The sequence below is a fragment of the Bacillus cereus group sp. BfR-BA-01316 genome (genome assembly GCF_022664195.1).
GTDB lineage: Bacteria > Bacillota > Bacilli > Bacillales > Bacillaceae_G > Bacillus_A.
The window spans coordinates 1-21,206 of sequence record NZ_JAKUGX010000014.1 but is presented as its reverse complement, the minus strand read 5'-3'; the positions used below and the strand labels follow the sequence as shown (position 1 = coordinate 21,206).

Genomic DNA, 21,206 nt, shown 5'->3' with positions numbered 1-21,206 from the left:
TAACTTAAAGCTCAACCTCTTTTTGATCAAATAAGCAATTGACCAACTTCTTACTTGAATTCCCATCCGAATATTGATTCCAACGTGCATTGAATTGCTTCAACTTATTACTATCAAACGAATAGTTTCGCACTGTTTCAATAATTTCAGCTGAGTTATACACAACAGGTCCAGGGACATCAGCAATAAAGTCTCCAATGATTCCTCTTTTCTTCACATATTTCTTTAGATCATATGCAAAAAATATCATTGGTTTATTTAACAAACAAAATTCAAAAGGGACAGAAGAATAATCTGTTATTAAAATATCTGTTACTAAAAACAAATCATTTATATTCGGGTATAGAGAATAGTCGTATAAGAAATCTTTATACGATTCCTTATATTCCAGATTATTTCTAATAGCTGGATGTAGTTTGATCACAAGAATATATTCATCTTCTAAAGCCTCATACATTGCATCAATATTTAAATGTAAATCAAAATCTTCCAGTTCTTTATCTCTAAAAGTTGGAGCATATAAAATGACCTTTTTCCTTTGTAGATCAGGAAGACCACATAGGAGACTATTAACAATATGCTTTTGATGATTTTTATTAAAAAAAACATCTGTACGAGGGATGCCCGTTTTTAATATATTTTCCTCTTCTATTCCAAAGGCATCCATATAGATATTTGCCAAAGCATCAGAGCCTACTACAACTTTATGAAAATTGTTGTAAACCTTTAAAAACCTTTTTTGTGCGTATTTACTTCGCCTTTTAAAAGAAGGGGCCAATAATCCGAATTTTTTAATGGCACCCGCCGCATGCCAAATTTGGATACATTGTACCCCGCTTTTAAACCGGATCGTTGACAACGATCCAAAATAATTATCGATAATAACATGTTGAGATGTCGCTAAATGATACACTGCTTGTATAGTTTGTACTATACTTTTTGTTTCAAATGCGAATGATTTTACATCCGGATAACTTTTCACTTCATACTTACAAGTTGATTTATACAAAAAAACAACTTCACAATTTACATGTTGTTTCTGCATTTCTTCATAAATAAAGATAAGATTTTCCCCATAAGACATAATAAAGGTTACCTTATTTTTAAGAGGAAATACTTTTGCTATGTTGAATAGGATTTTGAACACAATTAGATATACTGTTACAATCAGTTCTCGAAACATAATACACTATCTAGCAACTAACACTAGCTCCTGTTTAATTTTAGTAGTAGAAATCCCAATTGTTCTTGGTAAATAAACAACCTCACAGTATTCTTTCAAAAAATCAAATTCTCCTCCCCAATCATCACCCATAACAAAAATATCTACGTCATGATTAACAACATCTTTTACTTTCTGCTCCCAACTATGCTCAGGAATCACCTCATCCACATAACGAACCGCTTCTAGAATCATTTTACGATTCTCATAGCTATGATAAGATTTTTTATTTTTTAATTTGTTAAATTCATCTGAAGAAACAGCAACAATTAAATAATTCCCTAAATCTTTCGCTCTCTTCAATAAGTTAATATGTCCCCAGTGCAATAAATCGAAAGTCCCATATGTAATAACCTTTTTCATAATCGCGCCCCCTGTGAAATGTTCTTTTTTTATAATTATTTGCTTTAGAAATATATTAAAATTAGAGCGTCCCTTGCACCTATGTAAATCCAAAACAAATTTACATAGATTTTACATCAAGTTCACACGAAATTCACAAGGATGATTATAACATAATTTTTATTTACAAACTATGACAATAACCTAACAACCATTGTCACATCTCGTTTAAGAAAGCGCTTTCTTATCTAGTGTTACAAATCTCCTCTTCCTTCCTTTTATTCACAAAAAAGTGCGAAGGAACTATTTCCTTCGCACTTTTTACTACCCTTTATATAACTATTTCAACATACGACGTGGCAATTTATCAATGTTCTCTAACATAATACCGGTACCAACTGCAACACATTGCATTGGGTTTTCAGCAATTAATACTGGTAATTTTAACTCTTCTGCTAGAAGCATGTCGATACCGTGTAATAAAGCTCCACCGCCTGTTAGAATAACACCACGGTCAATAATGTCCGCAGATAGTTCTGGTGGTGTGCGCTCTAGTACGCCTTTTGCAGCTTGTACAATGATAGCCGCGTTTTCTTTTAGTGCTTCTGTAATTTCTTCAGAGCATACTGTAATTGTACGTGGTAAACCAGTTACCATGTCACGTCCGCGAATTTCAAGCTCTTCACTACGTGCACCTGGGAATACTGTACCAACTTTAATTTTAATATTTTCTGAAGTACGTTCTCCAATCAATAGCTTATACTTACGTTTAACGTAGTTTAAGATCTCCATATCAAACTTATCGCCAGCCATTTTGATAGAGGAAGAGGTAACAATATCACCCATAGAAAGTACGGCAATATCTGTTGTACCTCCACCAATATCAACAACCATGTTTCCGCTTGGCTGGAAGATTTCCATACCAGCACCAACTGCGGATACTTTTGGTTCTTCTTCTAAAAATACTGTTTTACCACCTGAACGTTCAGCAGCCTCACGAATTGCTTTTTGTTCTACAGATGTGATATTTGTTGGACAGCAAATTAAAATGCGAGGTTTTGAAAAGAAGCTCTTCACGTCCAATTTGTTAATGAAATACTTTAACATTGCTTCTGTAATTTCGAAATCTGCGATTACACCATCTTTAAGCGGACGAATTGCTACAATATTACCAGGTGTACGTCCCACCATACTTCTTGCTTCTTCACCTACTGCTAATACTTTTCCACTATTACGATCAATTGCCACAACAGATGGCTCATTTAATACAATACCCTTACCTTTAACATGAATTAATACGTTAGCCGTACCTAGGTCAATTCCGATATCTCGCGCAAACATTCCCGTCATTTCCTCCTCGATATTCAAAATCAGGTTACACCCGAATTCTTTTACACCTAATTCCTGATTTTATCATAAATTTAACAGAAACGTAATATTCGCAAAAAGAATTCTTCTGAAAAATATTACCGAATTTGCAAGGAATGTTTGCTATTTTAGATTTATTGGCGCACAGGGTTTTCAGTATCTTCTTTTCTATACTTCTGCTTTGTTGCTTCTCCCCCTCTTAAATGACGAATAGACTTATGATAATCAAGAATTTCTTTCACTTCATTTGCGAGCTCTGGATTAATTTCTGGCAAACGTTCTGTTAAATCTTTATGGACTGTACTCTTTGATACCCCAAACTCCTTTGCGATTACACGCACTGTCTTTCTTGTCTCCACGATATACTTGCCAATCTTGATAGTTCTCTCTTTGATGTAATCGTGCACACCACTCGCCTCCCTAAATTGGATGTGAGAAGTGTGAAATGAGACTCGCTGCATACGACTATGAAGTAAATGTGAGTGCTGTTTGTAAGCGTTAAACATTCTTGGATTTATAATGAAATGATTCACGATTTCTCACCTCAAACACTCTCTTTGCATTGGTTTATACCATTGTATTGCCCGCACTACTGATATATGCTACATGTTCACTATTTTTGCGGACTAAGTTAAGAAAAATTACGTTTTTTTGTGAGAAATACGTTAACAATGACAATTATGGCGAAAAAAAGTGACACCTCTTTATAAAAGGTGTCACTCTTCTCTTTCATACTCTTCTTCTAACAACTGATGGTGGGGAACTTCTTTCTTACCGGCAATATAATAATATAAAGCGAATAAAACAAACAATAAAATGATAGCAATCGACAGAACGGATAAAAATGACACAGTATCCCCTCCCTTTTGTAATATATATTCGAGAATCTCGTCATTTTTCCTTGTTATTGCAACTTTTTTCTCGAAATTGATTATTTTTATATAAAAATAAAAAAATCAGCTCTCCTAATGAGAACTGATTTTTTTACTTTATTATTCTTGTGAAGAAGAACCGTTAGATGATTCTGTAGAACCATTCGTTGATTTTTCTTCTTTTTGAGATTTGTCATCTTGTTTGCCGTTCGTCTCTTTATCACTAGTCGAACCGCTTGTTGATTTTTCTTCTTTTTGAGATTTGTCATCTTGTTTGCCATTCGTCTCTTTATCACTCGTCGAGCCGCTTGTTGATTTCTCTTCTTTTTGAGACTTATCTTCTGTTTTACTTTCTGGTTTCGTGCTTGTTGACTTTTCTTCTTTTTGAGATTTGTCATCAGTTTTTTTACCAGAAGCATTTGTCGCCTTTGCAGCACCCGCATCAGCTTTAATTTCTGCTACTGATTTATTTAAGTAACGCTCAGGGTTCACAGCCACATTGTCTTTACGTACTTCAAAGTGAACGTAAGAACCTACCTCTTTATTCATTGCATTTAGACCTGATTTTCCTAACACTTCACCTTGCGCGACTCTTGCACCTTTTTCTACTTTCACACTGCCTAAACTTTGATAATATGCCGCTACACCATTTCCACTATCTACTGTTACAACATAACCAAGAAGTGAATCTTTTTCAGCTTTCGTTACTGTACCACTTAAAGCAGCTGTAACATCAAATTCTTTTCCGTTTTTCGCAGCAATGTCGATTCCTTTATTCGGGGAATATGTGTTGTTATAAAAGACAAGTGCTTTTTCTTGTTCCGCCTCTGATGCTGCATCTTCATAGAATTTCTTCTGTACTACTACTTCTGCATTTGCTGCAGCTGGCATTTTCATTACTTCTGAAGATTTTGTTACCGGTACTGCTGGATCTTCCGTTTGTGTATACGGTGTTGCTTGATCTTGGTTCGGAGCTTTCTTTGGATTAGCTCCCTGGAACCATAGCGCAACCATTAAGATTACCGCTGCACAAGCAATGTATAGTGCCGGAAACACCCATCTTTTTTGAAATAAATGTACTACTTTTCGCGACTTTTTACTATTTCTTCCTCGCATTCCATCATCACCTCAGCAATCATTTTGAACAATATTCACTCATCCTATACAACCTATAACTAATTACTTTTCGACAAAATCTGTAAAAATATGTATAAGAATTGCAGAATTTCCGAGGAAATGATGAAAAAAGAAAAAACTGAGCGTTTGAGCTCCGTTTTTAGTCCATTTGTTTCTTTCTATAAATGAAGAGTGTAATAACAAGTACTGCAACTAACCAAATTGTTATGTTCAATAAATTACTAGTAATTGCACTAAAACCTCCACCTTTTATAACACTGCTAACTGCAAGACCGATATGACGAGTTGGCAAATAATCGACTATTTTTGTAACGACTTCATTCTTCACAAACATTCCAATTAAATCACCGAAAAGGAATGTCATTAATATTGGTAATCCAATTGTCGATGTTTGCGGTACATTTTGAGCTAATAATCCAATACAAGTACCAATGAGGTTAAATATTAGCATTCCAAGAACAAAGATGAGTAATAATAATGCAATATTACCTTCTAATTTACCTAAAATAAGTAGATTAATAAAACAGATCGCTACTGTAATCATACCCGTTAATGAACTTTTACCAATTAATACTTCAATAGATGATGCTGGTGATAGCATAAGAACACGAAGCGTATTTTTTTCCTTTTCTTCAGCGATGAGCATCGCCTGTACAAAGCCTCCGACCATAACTAACGCCATCGCAGTTAACGTACTTGCTCCAACTTCTCTCATATTATCTGAGCGACTAAATAATACCGAAAAGACAAGTGGCATTACCAACATAATTAAAGTTTGTGAATTCGTTTTAAAATCCTGTACCTCTTTCCGAAAAATTGCTGAAAATCGTCTCATTGAAAATGTCATTATAGTCCCCTCCCAGTAACTTCAATAAAGATATCGCCTAATGTTGGCTCGTGTGAATGAATAGATAGTAATTCGCCTTTTTTCATCCATTCTGAAATGCGTTTTGCCCCTAATTCATCTTTTTTCACAATTTCTTTCTTCTTATCTGTTAACACAACTTGTATTTGATCTTTCGCGTATTGCAAGCGAAGGTTTTCTGGTGTATCAAGAGCTACTATTTCTCCTCCACATAGAAAGGCAATGCGGTTACAAAGCGTTTCTGCTTCGTCCATGTTGTGCGTTGTTAAGAAAATCGTTGTTCCTTCTTTATTTAAGTCTTTTAAGATTTTATGAATGTTTTGTACGTTTACTGGATCAAGTGCAGATGTTGGTTCATCTAAGAAGAGGATATCTGGTTTATGAAGAATTGCTCTCGCTAGTATGACGCGCTGCTTCATTCCTTTTGATAACTTTTTCACTTGTGTTTTTTTATCATCCAATAAGTTCACTTGTGCTAACACTTCATCAATTCGTTCTTTTTTACAATCGTATAAGTCACAAAATAATAGTAAGTTATCATAAATGCTAAGTCTGTCATATAAGCCGCTATTGTCTGTTAAAATACCGATTCGTTTGTAATCGATGCTGCTTGGCCCTGTAATGTCTTTACCTAATACTCGTACTGTTCCAACGCTATGAAGCAATTGAGAAGTTAAAATTTTCACTGTTGTCGTTTTCCCAGATCCGCTCGGTCCAAGAAATCCGAAGATTTCTCCTTGCTTCACCTCAATATTTACATTTCGAAGGGCCGTTTTTCCATCGAAACTTTTCATTACATCTTTCATTTCAATTGCCAATGTCATTTCGTCATCCCCTTTGTTTTTCTTTTTATAGATGAAAGTCGCTTTAGCGCTTTTCGTTTGTTTGTTTCGCTTTTCTTGACTCAATCATATGAAAAACAAAGGGGTTACGCAGTAAAATACCGGTAAAAGGAGTATTTTTACCGGTGAATGAATCCTATTTTGAGCTTATTGGAGCATTTTTATAGTCCAATTACACCTTTTAATTCATCCATTCGTCCTTTCGAAAGCGGGATTGAACTTTTTCTTTCGTCATCCAAAATTAAACTAAAACTATTACGTGTCCACGTAATGACTTCTCGTACTCTTTGTAAATTAACGAGGTACGAGCGATGACATCTAAAGAATCCGAATCCTGTTAATCTCGTTTCTAGTTCACTTAATGTTAATGCGCATACGAAGTCACCTTCGCGCACATGAATATGTGTCACTCCATTTTGTGTTTCAATGAAATGGATCTCCATCGGATCCAGTAAAATGATTTTATCGTTCACTTTCGCTGGTATTCTTTCCAGTTTCATTTGCGGAATCATTTGAACTACTTTTTCTTCATCTACTTCTTCAACTTCTTCTTGCTCTATTTCTATCTTTTTCACACCATCATTGTTTAATATGTATACATCTTCTGTCAACGAAAGGGCATCCGATAAAAAGGAGGACGTAATAAAGATTGCCTTTCCTTGCTCTTTCATTTTCATAATCGCTTTTCGAATAATAATCGTACTCTCTGTATCTACATTTTGCTCTGGCTCTTCTAAAATAACTAAATCCGGATTGTGAATCATAATCCGCCCGATATGAAGACGGCGTTTCTCTGAAAATGACAATTTTTCTATTTTAGCGTTTAACTTATCTAGGAGACCGACATATTGTACAACTTCTTCTATACTCATATGTGATTCATAAAGCCCTAATAAAAACTTGAAGTACTCCTTCACCTTTAAACGGTCATATGCTTCATCTTTCAAAAAACAAAAGCCGATGCGTGAATACATCTTCTTTCCAATCGATTCACCTTCAAATAGCACACTGCCCAAAGAAGCCTCTTCTTCTCCGATAATAATGCGATGCAACACTTTAGCTGTATGATTATTGCACTGCAAAACAACACATTGCCCTTTTTCAACCTCCAGTTCAATTGCCGGCAACTGGTTCGTCTTCCCTAATTGTTTCAACTCCAATAACGCCATTCTGTCTCCTCCAAATGTTTTTCCCTAATTATATCAAACATTTAATGGAAAATTATGATATTTCATGAAGTACCATAACAAATAAGGACCTGTCCCAAAATCGATGAGAGTAGCTCTTTTTTCATGTCGCATGATGGCAAATAAAGTGAAACTTTAATCAGTGGGGGTTTTGTTCATCCCCCACTGATTATTAGCCTTCACCAATCGAGCTTTTACGGGCAGCCCGACTCCCACAAATAGCGGGATAAAATTTTATCGGTGATTTTTCGAATATATCGACCACAACTCGAGTTTTATCAGCGATTCGACAATAGTAGCAACTTATAAATATGAAAAGACCGTCCCAAAACACCTTTTGAGACGGTCTCTTTTGCGTTCTATTTTTTCACCATTAACTTTCCTTCATAATCATTCATCGTCTTTATTTCAACGCCTTTATAATAATGAGCGACGATATCTGTATATTTCTTACCTTCCACTGCCATGCCATTCGCACCGTACTGGCTCATACCGACGCCGTGACCGAATCCTTTCGTCGTAACGGTGATGTTATCCCCTTCTTGTTTCCACGTAAAGTCTGAGGAGCGTAAATCTAACTTTTCACGAACTTGTTTTCCTGTTAATGTTTTCCCTTGGAACTCTACATCCTTTACTCGCTTTCCTTCCGTAAGGTCTTTAATATTACCAACCTTTCCGTTTGCTAGTACTTTCACACCGAGACGTTTTTGAAAATCAGATACTGTGAATTTTTGCTCACTCGTAAATTTTGGAGAGGCTTGATCCCACGGACTATCTACACTCTTTAAGTATGGATAATCATTTCCCCAATAATCAGCTGCATTTTCTGTTCGTCCGTTACTCGTTGAGAAGAAGGATGCTGAAATTGGTTTTCCATCATACGTTAAAACTTGTCCTGCGGTTTTCGAAACGGCTTCCTCAATTTTCTTTAAATTATTTTCGTAGTTATTACCCCATTGTTTCTTCAATTCCTCTTTGCTTTTGTACACTTGATCTTTCACTGTATCTGTCACGTCCGCATTGTTTTTCTTACCTCCGCTTAGCATACGCTGCACTACAAATGTTCTTGCTGCTAATGCCTGCGCCTTTAGCGCCTCTATTTCAAAGCTGGCATTCATCTCAGAAGCTACTACACCGGCCACATACTCCTCCATAGGTAATGTTTCTACCTTCTTCTGCTGATCACGGTATACAGCAACTTGAACCGCTGTATCCACTTTCCCTGGAGCTGGTATACTTTCTATCGCTGGAGGAGTTTTAGAAGCTGCTTCTTCCCCTACTTTTGCTTTCGCAAACGGAATAACAAGAGCAGCAGGTACAATGATAACGAGCGCTATTAAGAGCGCTACTGTAATGAAAAGCGGCTTTGAAAATTTCATCCTATTCCCCCAATATAAAGTTGGATTCCTTTCATTCTTATGGAACTACGGGATCTTTTAGAACATACTTGGGGGTATCGGTATAAAGTGAAACTATAATCAGTGGGGGTTTTGTTCATCCCCCACTGATTATTAGCCTTCACCAATCGGGCGTTTACGGGCAGCAGGGCTCCCACATAACTTCTTTGCTCCAGCCGAATTTTGAGGTGGGAGTTTTACTGCCCGCAAATAGCGGGATAAATTGAAACTTTAATGAGGCAGGGATCTTACTGACCACAAATAGCAGGATAAAAACGAAAATTTTCTAAATATTTTTACTGAGACGTGCATAAGTATAGAATTTATTGACTATAACAGTAATAAACCCAAAAAAAAATAGCCCCTATGTCAAAAGACATAGAGACTACTTCAATTAAGCGTGAAGATCAGAAACTTCTTGTTCTTTCACTTCTTCTACTTTTTCGTTTACACGTTCAATAGTTGCACCTAATGCAGCTAATTTCTTATGGAAGTCTACATAACCGCGGTCAAGATGTTTTAACTCTGTTACACGAGTATAACCTTCTGATACTAAACCAGCTAAGATTAATGCTGCTGCAGCACGTAAATCAGTTGCGCCTACTTCAGCACCTTGCAGGCTACTTGGACCGTTCATAATTACAGAACGACCTTCGATTTTAATATCAGCATTCATACGACGGAATTCTTCAACGTGCATAAAGCGGTTTTCGAATACCGTTTCTGTAATCATACTTGTTCCATCAGCATGTAGTAATAATGCCATCATTTGTGATTGCATGTCTGTTGGGAAACCTGGATGAGGCATAGTTTTAATATCAACCGCTTTTAACTTATCTGGGCCGATAACACGTACACCTTCATTTTCCTCAATAATTTTAACACCCATTTCTTCCATTTTCGCTGTAATTGAGCGTAAATGTTCAGGCACAGCATTTTCAATTAAGATGTCTCCACCTGTAATTGCCGCTGCAACCATGAATGTTCCTGCTTCAATACGGTCAGGAATAATAGGGTGGTTTGCACCATATAATTTTTCAACGCCTTCAATACGAATCGTTCCAGTTCCAGCTCCGCGTACTTTCGCACCCATTGCATTTAAGAAGTTAGCTAAGTCAACGATTTCTGGCTCTTTCGCTGCGTTTTCAAGGACTGTTGTCCCTTTTGCTAATGTAGCTGCAGACATAATGTTTTCTGTCGCGCCTACGCTTGGGAAGTCTAAATAAATTTTAGCTCCTTTTAGTTCGCCCTCTACGTGTGCCTCAACAAATCCGTTACCAACTTTTACTTTCGCTCCCATTGCTTCAAAGCCTTTTAAATGTTGGTCAATTGGACGTGAACCAATTGCACATCCACCAGGAAGTGCAATACGAGCACGACCGTTACGTGCTAATAATGGTCCCATTACTTGAACAGATGCACGCATCTTACGTACATACTCAAATGGTGCTTCAATGTTTAATTCTTTAGAAGAATCGATTGTTACTTGGTTATTTTCAAATACGACTTCAGCATTTAAATGACGTAATACCTCGTTAATTGTGTATACATCAGATAATACTGGTACTTCAGATAGTACATTCTTTCCGTCACTCGCTAATAGGGCTGCAGCGATTATAGGTAATACAGCATTTTTTGCGCCCTCAACACGCACTGTGCCGCTTAACCGCTTTCCGCCACGGACGATGATCTTTTCCAAATTATTCCCCTCCGTGTCCTTTTTTCAGTATCTATTCACTCAATACTCAGAAGTTATGATCGGTGTGCCAACCACAATTGTATCTTTGTTGTTTGTAGAACGTATTGCTATTTGCACATTTATTTTCTCTCTATTTGTTGAAAGAGCGTCATTCCACTTTTTATTATATGCGGAGACTGATACAAATGCTCTTTCTTCTATCTGTTCGATCGCTCTTGCTGAAAGATCTTTCAAAACCTGATTGGTTTTATTTTGCAAAACACCTTCAATCTTATCATTCAGTACACCTTGAACACAAGTGTAAATTATAGGTTTTTCACTAAAAATTTTGTCTATGTTCTGAACGTACTTCGGGTCCCATTTCGCCCCGCTCACTTCAAAAATAATAAAAGTGTTTTCTTTAGTATTTTCCTTACTCCAAGTTACTACTATTCGTTCTTCATGTGAAGAAGATTTTTTATAGGATGTAGCCTTATATCCATCTGGAGATTGTTCTAATTCCCAACTTTCGATGTTTGCCTCTTCCTTCACATCATTTAACAGTTTTTGAAACGTATGTATATTAGAAATTGTTTTCGTTTCTCGCGCTAACCATGACCACCGCTCTACTTTTGCATCGTTCTTCTCTAAAGCTGCAATCATGCTCTCCATTTTCTGTTCATCGCTTATAGGTTTCATCTCTTTATATCCAACCAAAAATAAAACAACACTTACGATAACGATAAGAATGGCTTTAAACTTCAATTTCATCCCCTCCTATCCCCATTGTTAACGGAGATATGAGGTTCTATACACTTACTTTACTAAATACGTTAAACTCTTTGAATAGCCTAAATAATCAAGGAAAAAGTTACTTACAGATGTCCCAATTGTAATTGTAATTAGGATGAGTAATACTCTCGTCTGCATCACTTTTCCAGACTTCATTAAGCGCTCAATGTGAATACCTTGTAAGGCCCACCACGTAATGGTAATAAATAATAAATGTGAAACAATGGCAATCAGTGCTTGTTGCCCTAAAAGATGTGCCAAAAAATCGACCCCTTTTTTTGCTTGGCTACTACTTACGCAAAATGTAAAAAACGATACCATAAATAAGTAGGAGCCACACTTTTTCACACGCAAATAAGCATCTTACATTTTACATCTTAATTTTCTGTTAAAAAACATATACCTATAGGTGTTTTCATTTGCTGTTACTCCAAAATAAAAAGCGTAGAGTACGGACTCTACACCCTTTATTTTTACTATTGTACCACGTTCCCTAAGAAGAAGAAATCTTTCATTAATGGAAAATATTCATAGAAGAAATTGTAACCAATCATCGGCATAATCCCTAGTATTACAATTGAAATTGCGCAAAGACTCATGACAATCTTTATATTTAACGGTAACCGAAGCTTTTCTTCTGTCTCTCCCGTGCGGAAAAATATTTGCTGTAATATCCGGAAGTAATATACGAATGAAATAACTGTTGTCCCCATCATAATAGAAGCTAATACGTAATGAGCAGGTTCAACATGAAGTGCCCCTAAAAAGATGTTAATTTTCCCGATGAAACCTGCTGTCCCGGGTATTCCAGCTAATGATAAAATAAAGACCGTCATCACTATAGCTGTAAAGGGGGACCGCTTATATAACCCTGTGAAAATCGTCATATTTTCCTTATCATTTTGTAAGATTAATCCGTGGATGATTGCAAATGCTCCTATATTCATAAGCATATATGCAAGCATATAAAACCACATACTATCCATCGTAAACTGCGATAGCGCTACAAGGGGGACTAGCAAATATCCAGCATGCGCGATACCTGAATAGGCAAATAGACGTTTTACGTTGTATTGCTTTAATGCTACTACGTTCCCAACAATCATCGTAATACTCGCTAGCACCGCAATGTATATGCTCATACGCCCGTATAAAGATTGTGCGTCTCCTTGGATTGCCACACCTGCAAACACCATAAGAAACAAACGCGTAATGAGTAAAAAACCGGAAATTTTAGAAATTGTTCCAAGAAAGGCAGCGACAGGTGTAGCGGCTCCCTCATATACATCTGGTGCCCACATATGAAACGGCACTGTTGCAATTTTGAACGAGAGTCCAACGAGCAGTAGTAGAAATGCAAGAGCTAACAATAATTGAATGCCACCAGCCAGCTCTTGCGTAAATGCCTTTTGCATTTCCACTATGTTGGTCGACCCTGTAATACCATATAAGTAGCTCATTCCAAAGAGCGTAATTGCTGTTCCAATTCCTCCGTTAATGACGTATTTCATCGCTGCCTCATTTGATGCGCGGTTTCTCTTTCGGATTCCTACTAGAATATACGAAGAAAGCGAGAGCAGTTCTAAACCGACGAATAGTGTGATGAAATCAACGCTAGAAGCCATGAACATCGCTCCTAGGAGCGCCATTAAAAACAAGTAATAATATTCTCCTTTGTCTTGAATAGGCTCCTTCTTGTCATCGCTCATTGCCATACATAAAACGAGAGCTGCTCCGCCTAACAACAACGTTTTAAACCCTTTTGAAAATCCATCTAGCACAAACGATCCATTTAAAATATCTCCTGCCGGTTCGCTGTATAGCGAAATTAATGACACTATCGCTAACAAGACAGCGGCAATTGCACTAATCGCTACGTACCTATGGTTCAACTTAAAAAACAAATCACATATGGAAAGAAGGATGGCAGCCCCGAGAATAATGAATTCTGGTACCATGAGATGCCATGATAAGCTAAGTAATGTGTTCATATCCATCCTACTTCACCCCCAATGTTTTCAATGTAGTTTGAAGCGGATCCCCTAGTAGTTCTGGCATTACTCCAATTGCAATAATACAAATGATAAGCACTATAACAGGGACGTACTCCCATCCGTGTATATCAGATTTCGCTTCCCATTCTTTCTTACCAAATGTCACTTGAAGTATCGCTCTTAATACGTATACAGCGGTTAAAATAATTCCAAGTACACCCGCGGCGGCGATAACCGGTTTCCCTTGGAATAAACCGAGAAAGGCAAGAAATTCGCTAATAAATCCGGACATCCCTGGCATTCCAAGCGATGCCATGCCTCCCGCCAAGAAGAAGCCGCTAAGCACTGGAACACTTTTTGCGAGTCCACCAAGTTCTGTAATATCCGACGTCCCGAAACGCTCTTCAATGATGCCAAGTAAGAAGAAGAGCAAGGCTGCAATTAAACCGTGAGACACAACTTGGAATAGCGCCCCTTGTGTACCTGGTGCATTTAACGCCGCAAGCCCCATTAATACAATGCCCATATGCGAAATACTAGAGTAAGCAAGTACCTTTCTAAAGTCCGTTTGGATGAGTGCTAGAAAGGCCCCATACAATAAATTAATTCCCCCTAAAATTGCGATTAGCGTTGCAAACTCACGAAAATATTCTGGGAATAGCCCTTTCCCGAAGCGAACAATACCGTACGCACCAATCTTCAGCAAAACCCCCGCATGAAGCATAACTACAGCAGGATGCGCTTCTATGTGTACATTGACCATCCAGCGATGCAAAGGGAAAACAGGGAGTTTAATCGCGAAAGCAATCATTATGGAAAGAAACAAGCCGAACTGTAAGTTACTTGAAACGGCCATTCCTCCCCCAGCACCTACACTCGTTAATATTTCTTTAAGCTCCGCAATATTTGTCGTACCTGTTTTCGCAAATAAAACCGAGAAAACGATAAGTAAAATAGCTGATCCAATACCGTTATATATTAAATAACTATATGCAGCCTTTTCACTCGACAATTTCCCCCACTTGCCAATTAATAAAAACATTGGTGGCAACGTAATTTCAAAGAAGATGAAGAACAGCATTAAATTTTGAGCAGCGAAGACACCGAGCATCCCTATTTCTAACATGAGTAACAGCATGTAGAATGCTTTCAAATTTCTTTTAATAGAAAATGCCGCAATAGCTGCAACCATCGCTAGAAGGGCTGTGAGCACCATCATTACAAGCGATAAACCATCAATACCAAGCTCGTAATAAATTGAAAACCACCTTTTGTCCACTGCTGTGAAATCCCCAAATTTAATCCATTTCACTTTTTCATCAAATATCGATAAACTCTTTCCTGAAGCGTATGTACAAGCGAGAACGATAGCAATTCCAAATGGAAGCGCCGTTCCGAATAAACCAAGCGCCTGCACTGTACGCGATTCTCGTTTCGGCGTTAATAAAAGCAAGAGAATTCCTAAAAGTGGGGAAAAAATGAAGAACGTTAATAGCAATCCATTCACCGTAAATCCCCTCCCGTATATAACAAAATAATTAGGAGCACTGCGAGCGAAACTGCTGTTACAGTTCCATACACTTGTACATTCCCGTTTTGAAGCCTTGATCCGATGCCGCTCATACCTTTAACGAGTCCTGCAATTAAAACTGCGATTCCTTCTACAACGTATACTTCAAATAAGCGAAGCACATGAGCGATTCCTTTCGTAATAGGAAGCACCGTCACATTGTATAGTTCATCCACATAATATTTTTCTTTCAAAAGGTTATAAAGAGGCGTCCCTTCTCCGCCGGCCCAATCTCTAGAGATAGATTTCTTGCCATATATGAAATATGCGAGGGCAATTCCCGCAAATGAAACGAGCGTCGCAACAACCATAATCCAAACAGGGCCATGCACTTCCTTCACCTGGAATCCTATATCTTTCGTAAGCCAATCCCCAAGAAACGTTCCGAACCACGGTGTATTTATATAGCCTGCCACTACCGCAAGAACACCAAGGACAATCATCGGATACGTCATGGTGCGAGGCGATTCATGCACCTCTTCCTTCGTCTTCGTTTCCCCTGTAAAGACAAGAAAGTATAGACGGAACATGTAAAATGCTGTTAGAAATGCCGCAATTACCGCTAAAACGAATAGAAAGTAATTGCCATTCATCCAAGCCGCCGCTAAAATTTCATCTTTACTAAAAAATCCGGAAAGGAGGGGAACACCGCTAATTGCAAGTGTACCGATTAAAAACAGCGCAGCGGTTACTTTCATCTTCTTCTGTAAACCGCCCATTTTATTAATGTTTTGCGTGTGCACTGCATGAATTACACTCCCTGCAGCCAAGAACAATAGTGCTTTAAAAAAGGCGTGTGTCGTTAAATGAAAGACGCCAGCTACATAACCAGCAGAGCCTAGCGCAAGCATCATATAACCGAGCTGACTAACTGTAGAATAAGCAAGAACCCTCTTTATATCAGTTTGTACAAGACCGATAGAGGCCGCGAAGATTGCAGTAAAAGCCCCAACGATTGCAACAGTTTGCATCGCTACCGCACTCGCTGAAAATAGCGGGAACATCGTCGCTACTAAATATACGCCAGCTGCAACCATCGTTGCCGCGTGAATAAGCGCCGAAACAGGCGTCGGTCCTTCCATTGCATCTGGCAACCATGTATGAAGCGGGAACTGGCCCGATTTCCCCATCGCACCGATAAAAATTAATATCGCCGTTATTGTAATCATAGAAGGAGAGAGGTCGCCCGTATGAATCGCTTTAAAAATCGCGTCATATTCAAAACTACCTGCGTGCCAAAAAATTAAAATCATCCCAATAAATAGCCCAACATCCCCAATGCGTGTCATAATAAAAGCTTTTTTCGCAGCAGCCTTCGCTTCTTCTTTAAAGAAATAAAAGCCGATAAGTAAAAACGAACCAAGGCCGACTAACTCCCAAAATATATAAAGCTGTAATAAATTCGGCGATATAACTAGCCCAAGCATCGCAAATGTAAAGAGCCCTAAATATGCATAAAAGGTCGGTAATCTTTCATCACCTTTCATATAGCCTTTTGAGTACACATGTACAAGAAAACTCACAAGCGTAACGATAAACAACATTAAAGCTCCTAATGCGGTAACTTCAAAACCAAATGATATATCTATATCTCCTGTCCTAAGCCATACCCACTTATGCTTCACTGCCTCGGATGAAAACCGTTCTATTAGTACCACTACCGCGGATATAAAGGAGAGAAAGGTAAAGAAAATACCTAGTACACTACTTCCCTCTCTAATTTTCTTCCCGAACACAATAAGTAACAAAAACGAAACAAGCGGGAAAAGCGGTATGAGCCATGCATAATCGATCATTGTTTCCTTCCCCCTTTTCGGTCACAATGCTATCCTTTGAGCGTATCCATCTCATCTACATGAACTGTCGGGCGATTACGGTACAAAGCAATCAAAATTGCAAGACCTACCGCTGCCTCCGCTGCCGCTACGGACATCGTAAACAGCGAAAAAATTTGTCCTGTTAAATTCGGAAACAAGCCTAATTTACTAAACGCTACTAAATTTAAATTGGCCGCGTTAAGCATTAATTCGATACAAACTAATACAATTACTGTATTTCGCTTTGTTAAAGCTCCAAATAAGCCGATGCAAAACAAAATAATCGCAAGTGTTAAATACGCAGAAGCTGGAACGCTACTCATGGGAATCCTCCTCTCCCTCATCCTTCTTCGCAAGGATAATCGCTCCTACAAGTGCTACAAGTAAAATAACTGAGGTTAACTCAAATGGAATAATATATTTTGAATAGAGAAGTGTACCGATTTGAAGTGTGTTGTTTTCATGGAGAGGTAAACTTTCTTGTGTGCTTTGATTTGAAAAATCGATACTATTAACAGCGAAATACATAACTGCTCCAAATGCTACAACCGCAAAGAAGATAATCCATTTTCGAAGAGTAAGGCGCGATTCATTTTCCGCGTTATGTTTCGTTAACATAATGCCAAAAATCATAATAATAGTGATCGCACCAGAGTAAAGTAAAATTTGTGCAACTCCGATAAATTCGGCCGATAAGAGAAAGTATAAACCCGCAATGCTAAGGAATGTAAGCACAAGGGCCAGCATCATATGCATTACTTTCGTTAAATTCAGCATAAGAACACCGCCGATAATCGCAGACAAGGATAATATAAAGAAAGCTACAAACTCGCCATTCATGCTTTATTCTCCTTCCTGACGTTCTCGTCGTTCTCGTCAAGCCACTGCAAATTTTTAAATAAATCATCACGTGAATACTCTGCGAGTTCAAAGTTATTTGTCATTACAATCGCCTCTGTCGGGCAAACTTCTGTACATAAATCGCAAAGAATACAAATTTCAAAATTAATATCATACGTGTCGATAATTTTTCCTTTTTTCGTAGGATCAGGATGTTTTTTTCCTGTTAATTGAATGCAATCTGTCGGACAAATGTTGGAACACTGATTACAAACAATACATTTCTCTGGATAAAACTTTTGAATACCTCGAAAGCGGTCTGGTAATGGCAACGGTTGATTCGGATAATCATACGTCACCTTTTTCTTACTCAAATTACTAAGCGTATATTTTAACCCTTTAAATAGTCCTTTCATCTCTTACTGGCACCCCCTTCATAGATTAGAAGAATAGCTCCTTAATCAATGCCGTTAAGAAAATATTTGCAAGTGCGATTGGCAATAATACTTTCCAGCCGAACTCCATTAACTGGTCACCTCTTATACGCGGGAACGTAACGCGGAACCAAATTAATAGAAAGACCACACTGCTGAATTTCAAAGCAAACCATACGGCTCCTGGAATAAATCCAAGGAACATAACTGGATTCCATCCGCCTAAAAAGAGTACTGTAATTAAAGATGCCATTCCGAAGAAATATACATATTCTGAAAGCATGAAAAACGCCCAGCGAAACCCTGAGTATTCCGTATGGTATCCTGAAACAAGTTCTGACTCCGCTTCGGGTAAATCAAACGGTGTCCTATTTAATTCTGCAACTGCCGCGATTAAGAAAATGACGAAACCGATTGGCTGTGCGAAAATGTACCATACCTTCTCCTGCGCCGCTACAATTTCATTCAAGTTAAGACTACCAGCTAGTAAAACGACACCAATTACACTCATTACAAGTGGAATCTCATAAGAAATCATTTGCGCCGCCGCACGCATCCCTCCTAGAAGGGAATATTTATTATTTGATGCCCATCCCCCAGTTACAACTCCGATCGTTGTAATCCCAGAAACAGCAATGTAATACAGTAACCCTACGCCAATATCCGCGAACTGAAATTTATCGGTAAACGGTATAACCGCAAGTACCATAAATGCTGGTGCAAATGCAATAACAGGTGCTAATATAAATAACGGTTTATCAGCAGCTTTCGGAATACTATCTTCTTTTAATAATAGTTTCAAAACATCCGCTACCGTTTGGAGTAAGCCGAACCGGCCACCAACTTGGTTTGGTCCAATCCGTCCTTGCATAAATCCCATCACTTTCCGTTCTGCCAAAATACCGTATGTAACGAAGCCAAGGACTGCAAATAATAGAAGCACCGCTAATCCGAAAAAAATGAAGAAATTCGTCCAACTTGAAGGTGATTGTAAGAGCGTCTCAATCATTAGCCGTCAACCTCCCCAAGTACAATATCAACCCCACCTAAAATCGTAATTAAATTGGCGATGTTTTCACCTTTCAATAACTTCGGTAAGATTTGCAAATTATAAAAAGACGGTCTGCGAAATTTCAAACGGTACGGCTCTTTCTTTCCATCACTAGCAATATAACAGCCAATCTCTCCCCGCGGTGACTCTATACGGACGAACGCTTCTCCCTTAGGTGCTTTAATAATTTTCGGCACTTTCGCCAGCACGGCTCCATCGTTTGGGAACTGCTGGGCTGCTTGCTCAATAATTTTTAATGACTCCTCAATTTCCTTCATCCGGCAAACGTAGCGGTCCCAAGCATCTCCCGTGCTCCCAACAGGAATATCAAAGTCAAAACGATCATAAATAGAATACGGCTCATCTTTGCGAAGATCAAAGTGGACTCCCGTGCACCGCAAATTTGCGCCGCTTAAAGAATACGAGATCGCCTCTTCCGCGCTATATACGCCAACGCCTTTCACACGATTTAAGAAAATTTCATTTCCGCTAACAAGGTCGTGATACCCTTCCAACTGCTCTCTCATATACGGAACAAACTCTTTCACCTTTTCAATCCAGCCGTCTGGCGCATCCCACTTCACGCCGCCAACTCTCATATAGTTGAAAGTAAGCCTTGCACCGCACAATTCACTTAATAAATTTATAATCATCTCTCGTTCACGAAAGGCATATAGAAATGGACTAACCGCTCCTATATCAAGCAGGTTCGTTCCCCACCAGACGAGATGGCTCGCAACTCTCCCAAGCTCCATCGCAAGCACCCGTAAATATTCAGCACGCTCTGGAATCTCAAGATCCATCATCGTCTCTACAGCGTGGCAAATAACGTAATTATTCGTCATTGCTGATAAATAGTCCATTCGATCTGTGTACGGGATAATTTGCGTATATTGCAAGCTCTCAGCGATCTTTTCTGTTCCGCGATGCAAATATCCGATAACCGGTGTAGCCTCTTTAATAATTTCCCCGTCAATCTTAATTACAAGCCGAAACACACCATGTGTACTCGGATGCTGCGGCCCTACATTTAAGAGCATCTCTTCCGTACGAATCACAAGCTACACCTCCACATCATATGGTTCGTAATCTTTCCTAAGCGGATACCCTACCCAATCATCCGGCATTAAAATGCGAGATAAATTAGGATGACCTTCAAATACAATACCGAGCAAATCATACGCTTCACGCTCCGGCCAATCTGCCCCTTTCCAAAGCGGCGTCACCGATTTTACTTGCGGCGCTTCCCTATCCAGCTTTACCTTCACTGCTACTGACTGTTTCTTTCCATATGAAAACAAATGAACGTATACTTCCATATGTGTCACAAAATCTGTCGCATGTAGCTCTGACATATAATCAAAAGCAAGTCCCTCATGGAATCGTAGCAATTCCATCACTTCATAATATTTCGAAGGCTCCGCCACAAGCGTTGGAACATCTTTTGAAAGCTTATTAATATAGGAATCTACTAATGCATATTCTCCTATCTTCTCCTTAACAACCTCCACATAGCGATTTAAATATGGTTGGTTAACTGATGGTTCTTCCTGCTGCGGTTCATCTTCCTTCTTATTTACAGCTCCCTTTGCCCTTACCGCAGCTGCCGCTTTGGCAGCTGCTACAGCCTTCGCCTTTGCTTTAACTTTTTCCTCGTCCGTTACTCCTTCTGTTCCTTCTCGATTCTGCTTAGCTAATACCGCTGCTTTTGCTTTTGCGGCTGCTGCGGCTTTCGCCTTCGCTTTGACCTTTTCCTCTTCCGTTACTTCTTCTGTTCCTTCTCGATTCTGCTTCGCTA

General features: G+C 38.6%; 22 protein-coding genes. All 22 read right to left on the bottom strand.

All coding sequences use genetic code 11. From position 1 onward, the window contains the following. Nucleotides 1-4 precede the first annotated feature (4 nt). The gene (locus MR071_RS12875; protein WP_078176149.1) at nt 5-1,183 is read right to left on the bottom strand and encodes a CDP-glycerol glycerophosphotransferase family protein; all 1,179 of its coding nucleotides are present in this window, start codon (nt 1,181-1,183) and stop codon (nt 5-7) included. 6 nt (nt 1,184-1,189) lie between these two features. After that, nucleotides 1,190-1,585, bottom strand: coding sequence for a glycerol-3-phosphate cytidylyltransferase (gene tagD, locus MR071_RS12870; protein WP_078176150.1), 396 nt, complete (start codon nt 1,583-1,585; stop codon nt 1,190-1,192). A gap of 318 nt (nt 1,586-1,903) precedes the next feature. Next, nucleotides 1,904-2,905 (bottom strand): rod shape-determining protein, encoded by a 1,002-nt coding sequence (gene mreB, locus MR071_RS12865; protein ID WP_044438315.1) that lies wholly within the window; start codon nt 2,903-2,905, stop codon nt 1,904-1,906. Nucleotides 2,906-3,066: 161 nt separating this feature from the next. Next, complete coding sequence (gene spoIIID / locus MR071_RS12860; RefSeq protein WP_002089714.1) at nt 3,067-3,339, bottom strand: sporulation transcriptional regulator SpoIIID; 273 nt, start codon at nt 3,337-3,339, stop codon at nt 3,067-3,069. Between the two features lie 309 nt (nt 3,340-3,648). Beyond that, on the bottom strand, nt 3,649-3,783 hold the full coding sequence (locus tag MR071_RS12855) for a hypothetical protein (protein ID WP_002016211.1): 135 nt from the start codon (nt 3,781-3,783) through the stop codon (nt 3,649-3,651). 141 nt (nt 3,784-3,924) lie between these two features. Beyond that, nucleotides 3,925-4,920 carry a stage II sporulation protein SpoIIQ gene (locus tag MR071_RS12850; RefSeq protein WP_242236324.1) on the bottom strand — a complete coding sequence of 332 codons (996 nt, stop codon included), beginning with the start codon at nt 4,918-4,920 and terminating at the stop codon, nt 3,925-3,927. 160 nt (nt 4,921-5,080) lie between these two features. Continuing rightward, nucleotides 5,081-5,788 (bottom strand): ABC transporter permease, encoded by a 708-nt coding sequence (locus tag MR071_RS12845; RefSeq protein WP_078176152.1) that lies wholly within the window; start codon nt 5,786-5,788, stop codon nt 5,081-5,083. After that, nucleotides 5,788-6,630 carry an ABC transporter ATP-binding protein gene (locus MR071_RS12840; protein ID WP_002184548.1) on the bottom strand — a complete coding sequence of 281 codons (843 nt, stop codon included), beginning with the start codon at nt 6,628-6,630 and terminating at the stop codon, nt 5,788-5,790. The genes MR071_RS12845 and MR071_RS12840 overlap by 1 nt, the downstream gene beginning before the upstream one ends. 179 nt (nt 6,631-6,809) lie before the next feature. Further along, nucleotides 6,810-7,817, bottom strand: coding sequence for a LytTR family transcriptional regulator DNA-binding domain-containing protein (locus MR071_RS12835; RefSeq protein ID WP_002184547.1), 1,008 nt, complete (start codon nt 7,815-7,817; stop codon nt 6,810-6,812). Nucleotides 7,818-8,194: 377 nt separating this feature from the next. Then, nucleotides 8,195-9,214, bottom strand: coding sequence for a stage II sporulation protein D (spoIID, locus tag MR071_RS12830; protein ID WP_002184544.1), 1,020 nt, complete (start codon nt 9,212-9,214; stop codon nt 8,195-8,197). A 412-nt stretch (nt 9,215-9,626) separates the two neighbouring features. Further along, nucleotides 9,627-10,931, bottom strand: a complete 1,305-nt coding sequence (gene murA / locus MR071_RS12825; protein ID WP_002068497.1) for a UDP-N-acetylglucosamine 1-carboxyvinyltransferase — start codon at nt 10,929-10,931, stop codon at nt 9,627-9,629. A 39-nt stretch (nt 10,932-10,970) separates the two neighbouring features. Next, the gene (locus tag MR071_RS12820) at nt 10,971-11,675 is read right to left on the bottom strand and encodes a YwmB family TATA-box binding protein (protein WP_181149507.1); all 705 of its coding nucleotides are present in this window, start codon (nt 11,673-11,675) and stop codon (nt 10,971-10,973) included. Nucleotides 11,676-11,726: 51 nt separating this feature from the next. Next, entirely contained in the window at nt 11,727-11,963 is a 237-nt protein-coding gene (locus tag MR071_RS12815; protein WP_002113021.1) for a DUF1146 family protein, read from the bottom strand. 215 nt (nt 11,964-12,178) lie between these two features. After that, on the bottom strand, nt 12,179-13,693 hold the full coding sequence (gene nuoN / locus MR071_RS12810; RefSeq protein WP_374954546.1) for an NADH-quinone oxidoreductase subunit NuoN: 1,515 nt from the start codon (nt 13,691-13,693) through the stop codon (nt 12,179-12,181). 7 nt (nt 13,694-13,700) lie between these two features. Beyond that, nucleotides 13,701-15,203, bottom strand: coding sequence for an NADH-quinone oxidoreductase subunit M (locus MR071_RS12805; RefSeq protein ID WP_242236322.1), 1,503 nt, complete (start codon nt 15,201-15,203; stop codon nt 13,701-13,703). Further along, complete coding sequence (gene nuoL / locus MR071_RS12800; RefSeq protein ID WP_242236320.1) at nt 15,200-17,062, bottom strand: NADH-quinone oxidoreductase subunit L; 1,863 nt, start codon at nt 17,060-17,062, stop codon at nt 15,200-15,202. Before nuoL ends, MR071_RS12805 begins: the two co-directional genes overlap by 4 nt. A gap of 29 nt (nt 17,063-17,091) precedes the next feature. Then, nucleotides 17,092-17,406 carry an NADH-quinone oxidoreductase subunit NuoK gene (gene nuoK, locus MR071_RS12795; protein WP_000100081.1) on the bottom strand — a complete coding sequence of 105 codons (315 nt, stop codon included), beginning with the start codon at nt 17,404-17,406 and terminating at the stop codon, nt 17,092-17,094. Then, nucleotides 17,399-17,923, bottom strand: a complete 525-nt coding sequence (locus MR071_RS12790) for an NADH-quinone oxidoreductase subunit J (RefSeq protein WP_242236317.1) — start codon at nt 17,921-17,923, stop codon at nt 17,399-17,401. The genes nuoK and MR071_RS12790 overlap by 8 nt, the downstream gene beginning before the upstream one ends. After that, nucleotides 17,920-18,339: an NADH-quinone oxidoreductase subunit NuoI gene (nuoI, locus tag MR071_RS12785; RefSeq protein WP_000677191.1), complete on the bottom strand. Its 420-nt coding sequence runs from the start codon at nt 18,337-18,339 to the stop codon at nt 17,920-17,922. Before nuoI ends, MR071_RS12790 begins: the two co-directional genes overlap by 4 nt. A 25-nt stretch (nt 18,340-18,364) precedes the next feature. Continuing rightward, nucleotides 18,365-19,366, bottom strand: coding sequence for an NADH-quinone oxidoreductase subunit NuoH (gene nuoH / locus MR071_RS12780; protein ID WP_002144750.1), 1,002 nt, complete (start codon nt 19,364-19,366; stop codon nt 18,365-18,367). Further along, complete coding sequence (gene nuoD / locus MR071_RS12775) at nt 19,366-20,466, bottom strand: NADH-quinone oxidoreductase subunit NuoD (RefSeq protein WP_242236315.1); 1,101 nt, start codon at nt 20,464-20,466, stop codon at nt 19,366-19,368. The genes nuoH and nuoD overlap by 1 nt, the downstream gene beginning before the upstream one ends. A gap of 3 nt (nt 20,467-20,469) precedes the next feature. Continuing rightward, nucleotides 20,470-21,206 (bottom strand): NADH-quinone oxidoreductase subunit C (locus tag MR071_RS12770; protein WP_242236313.1); only part of this gene is annotated, 737 nt, incomplete at its 5' end.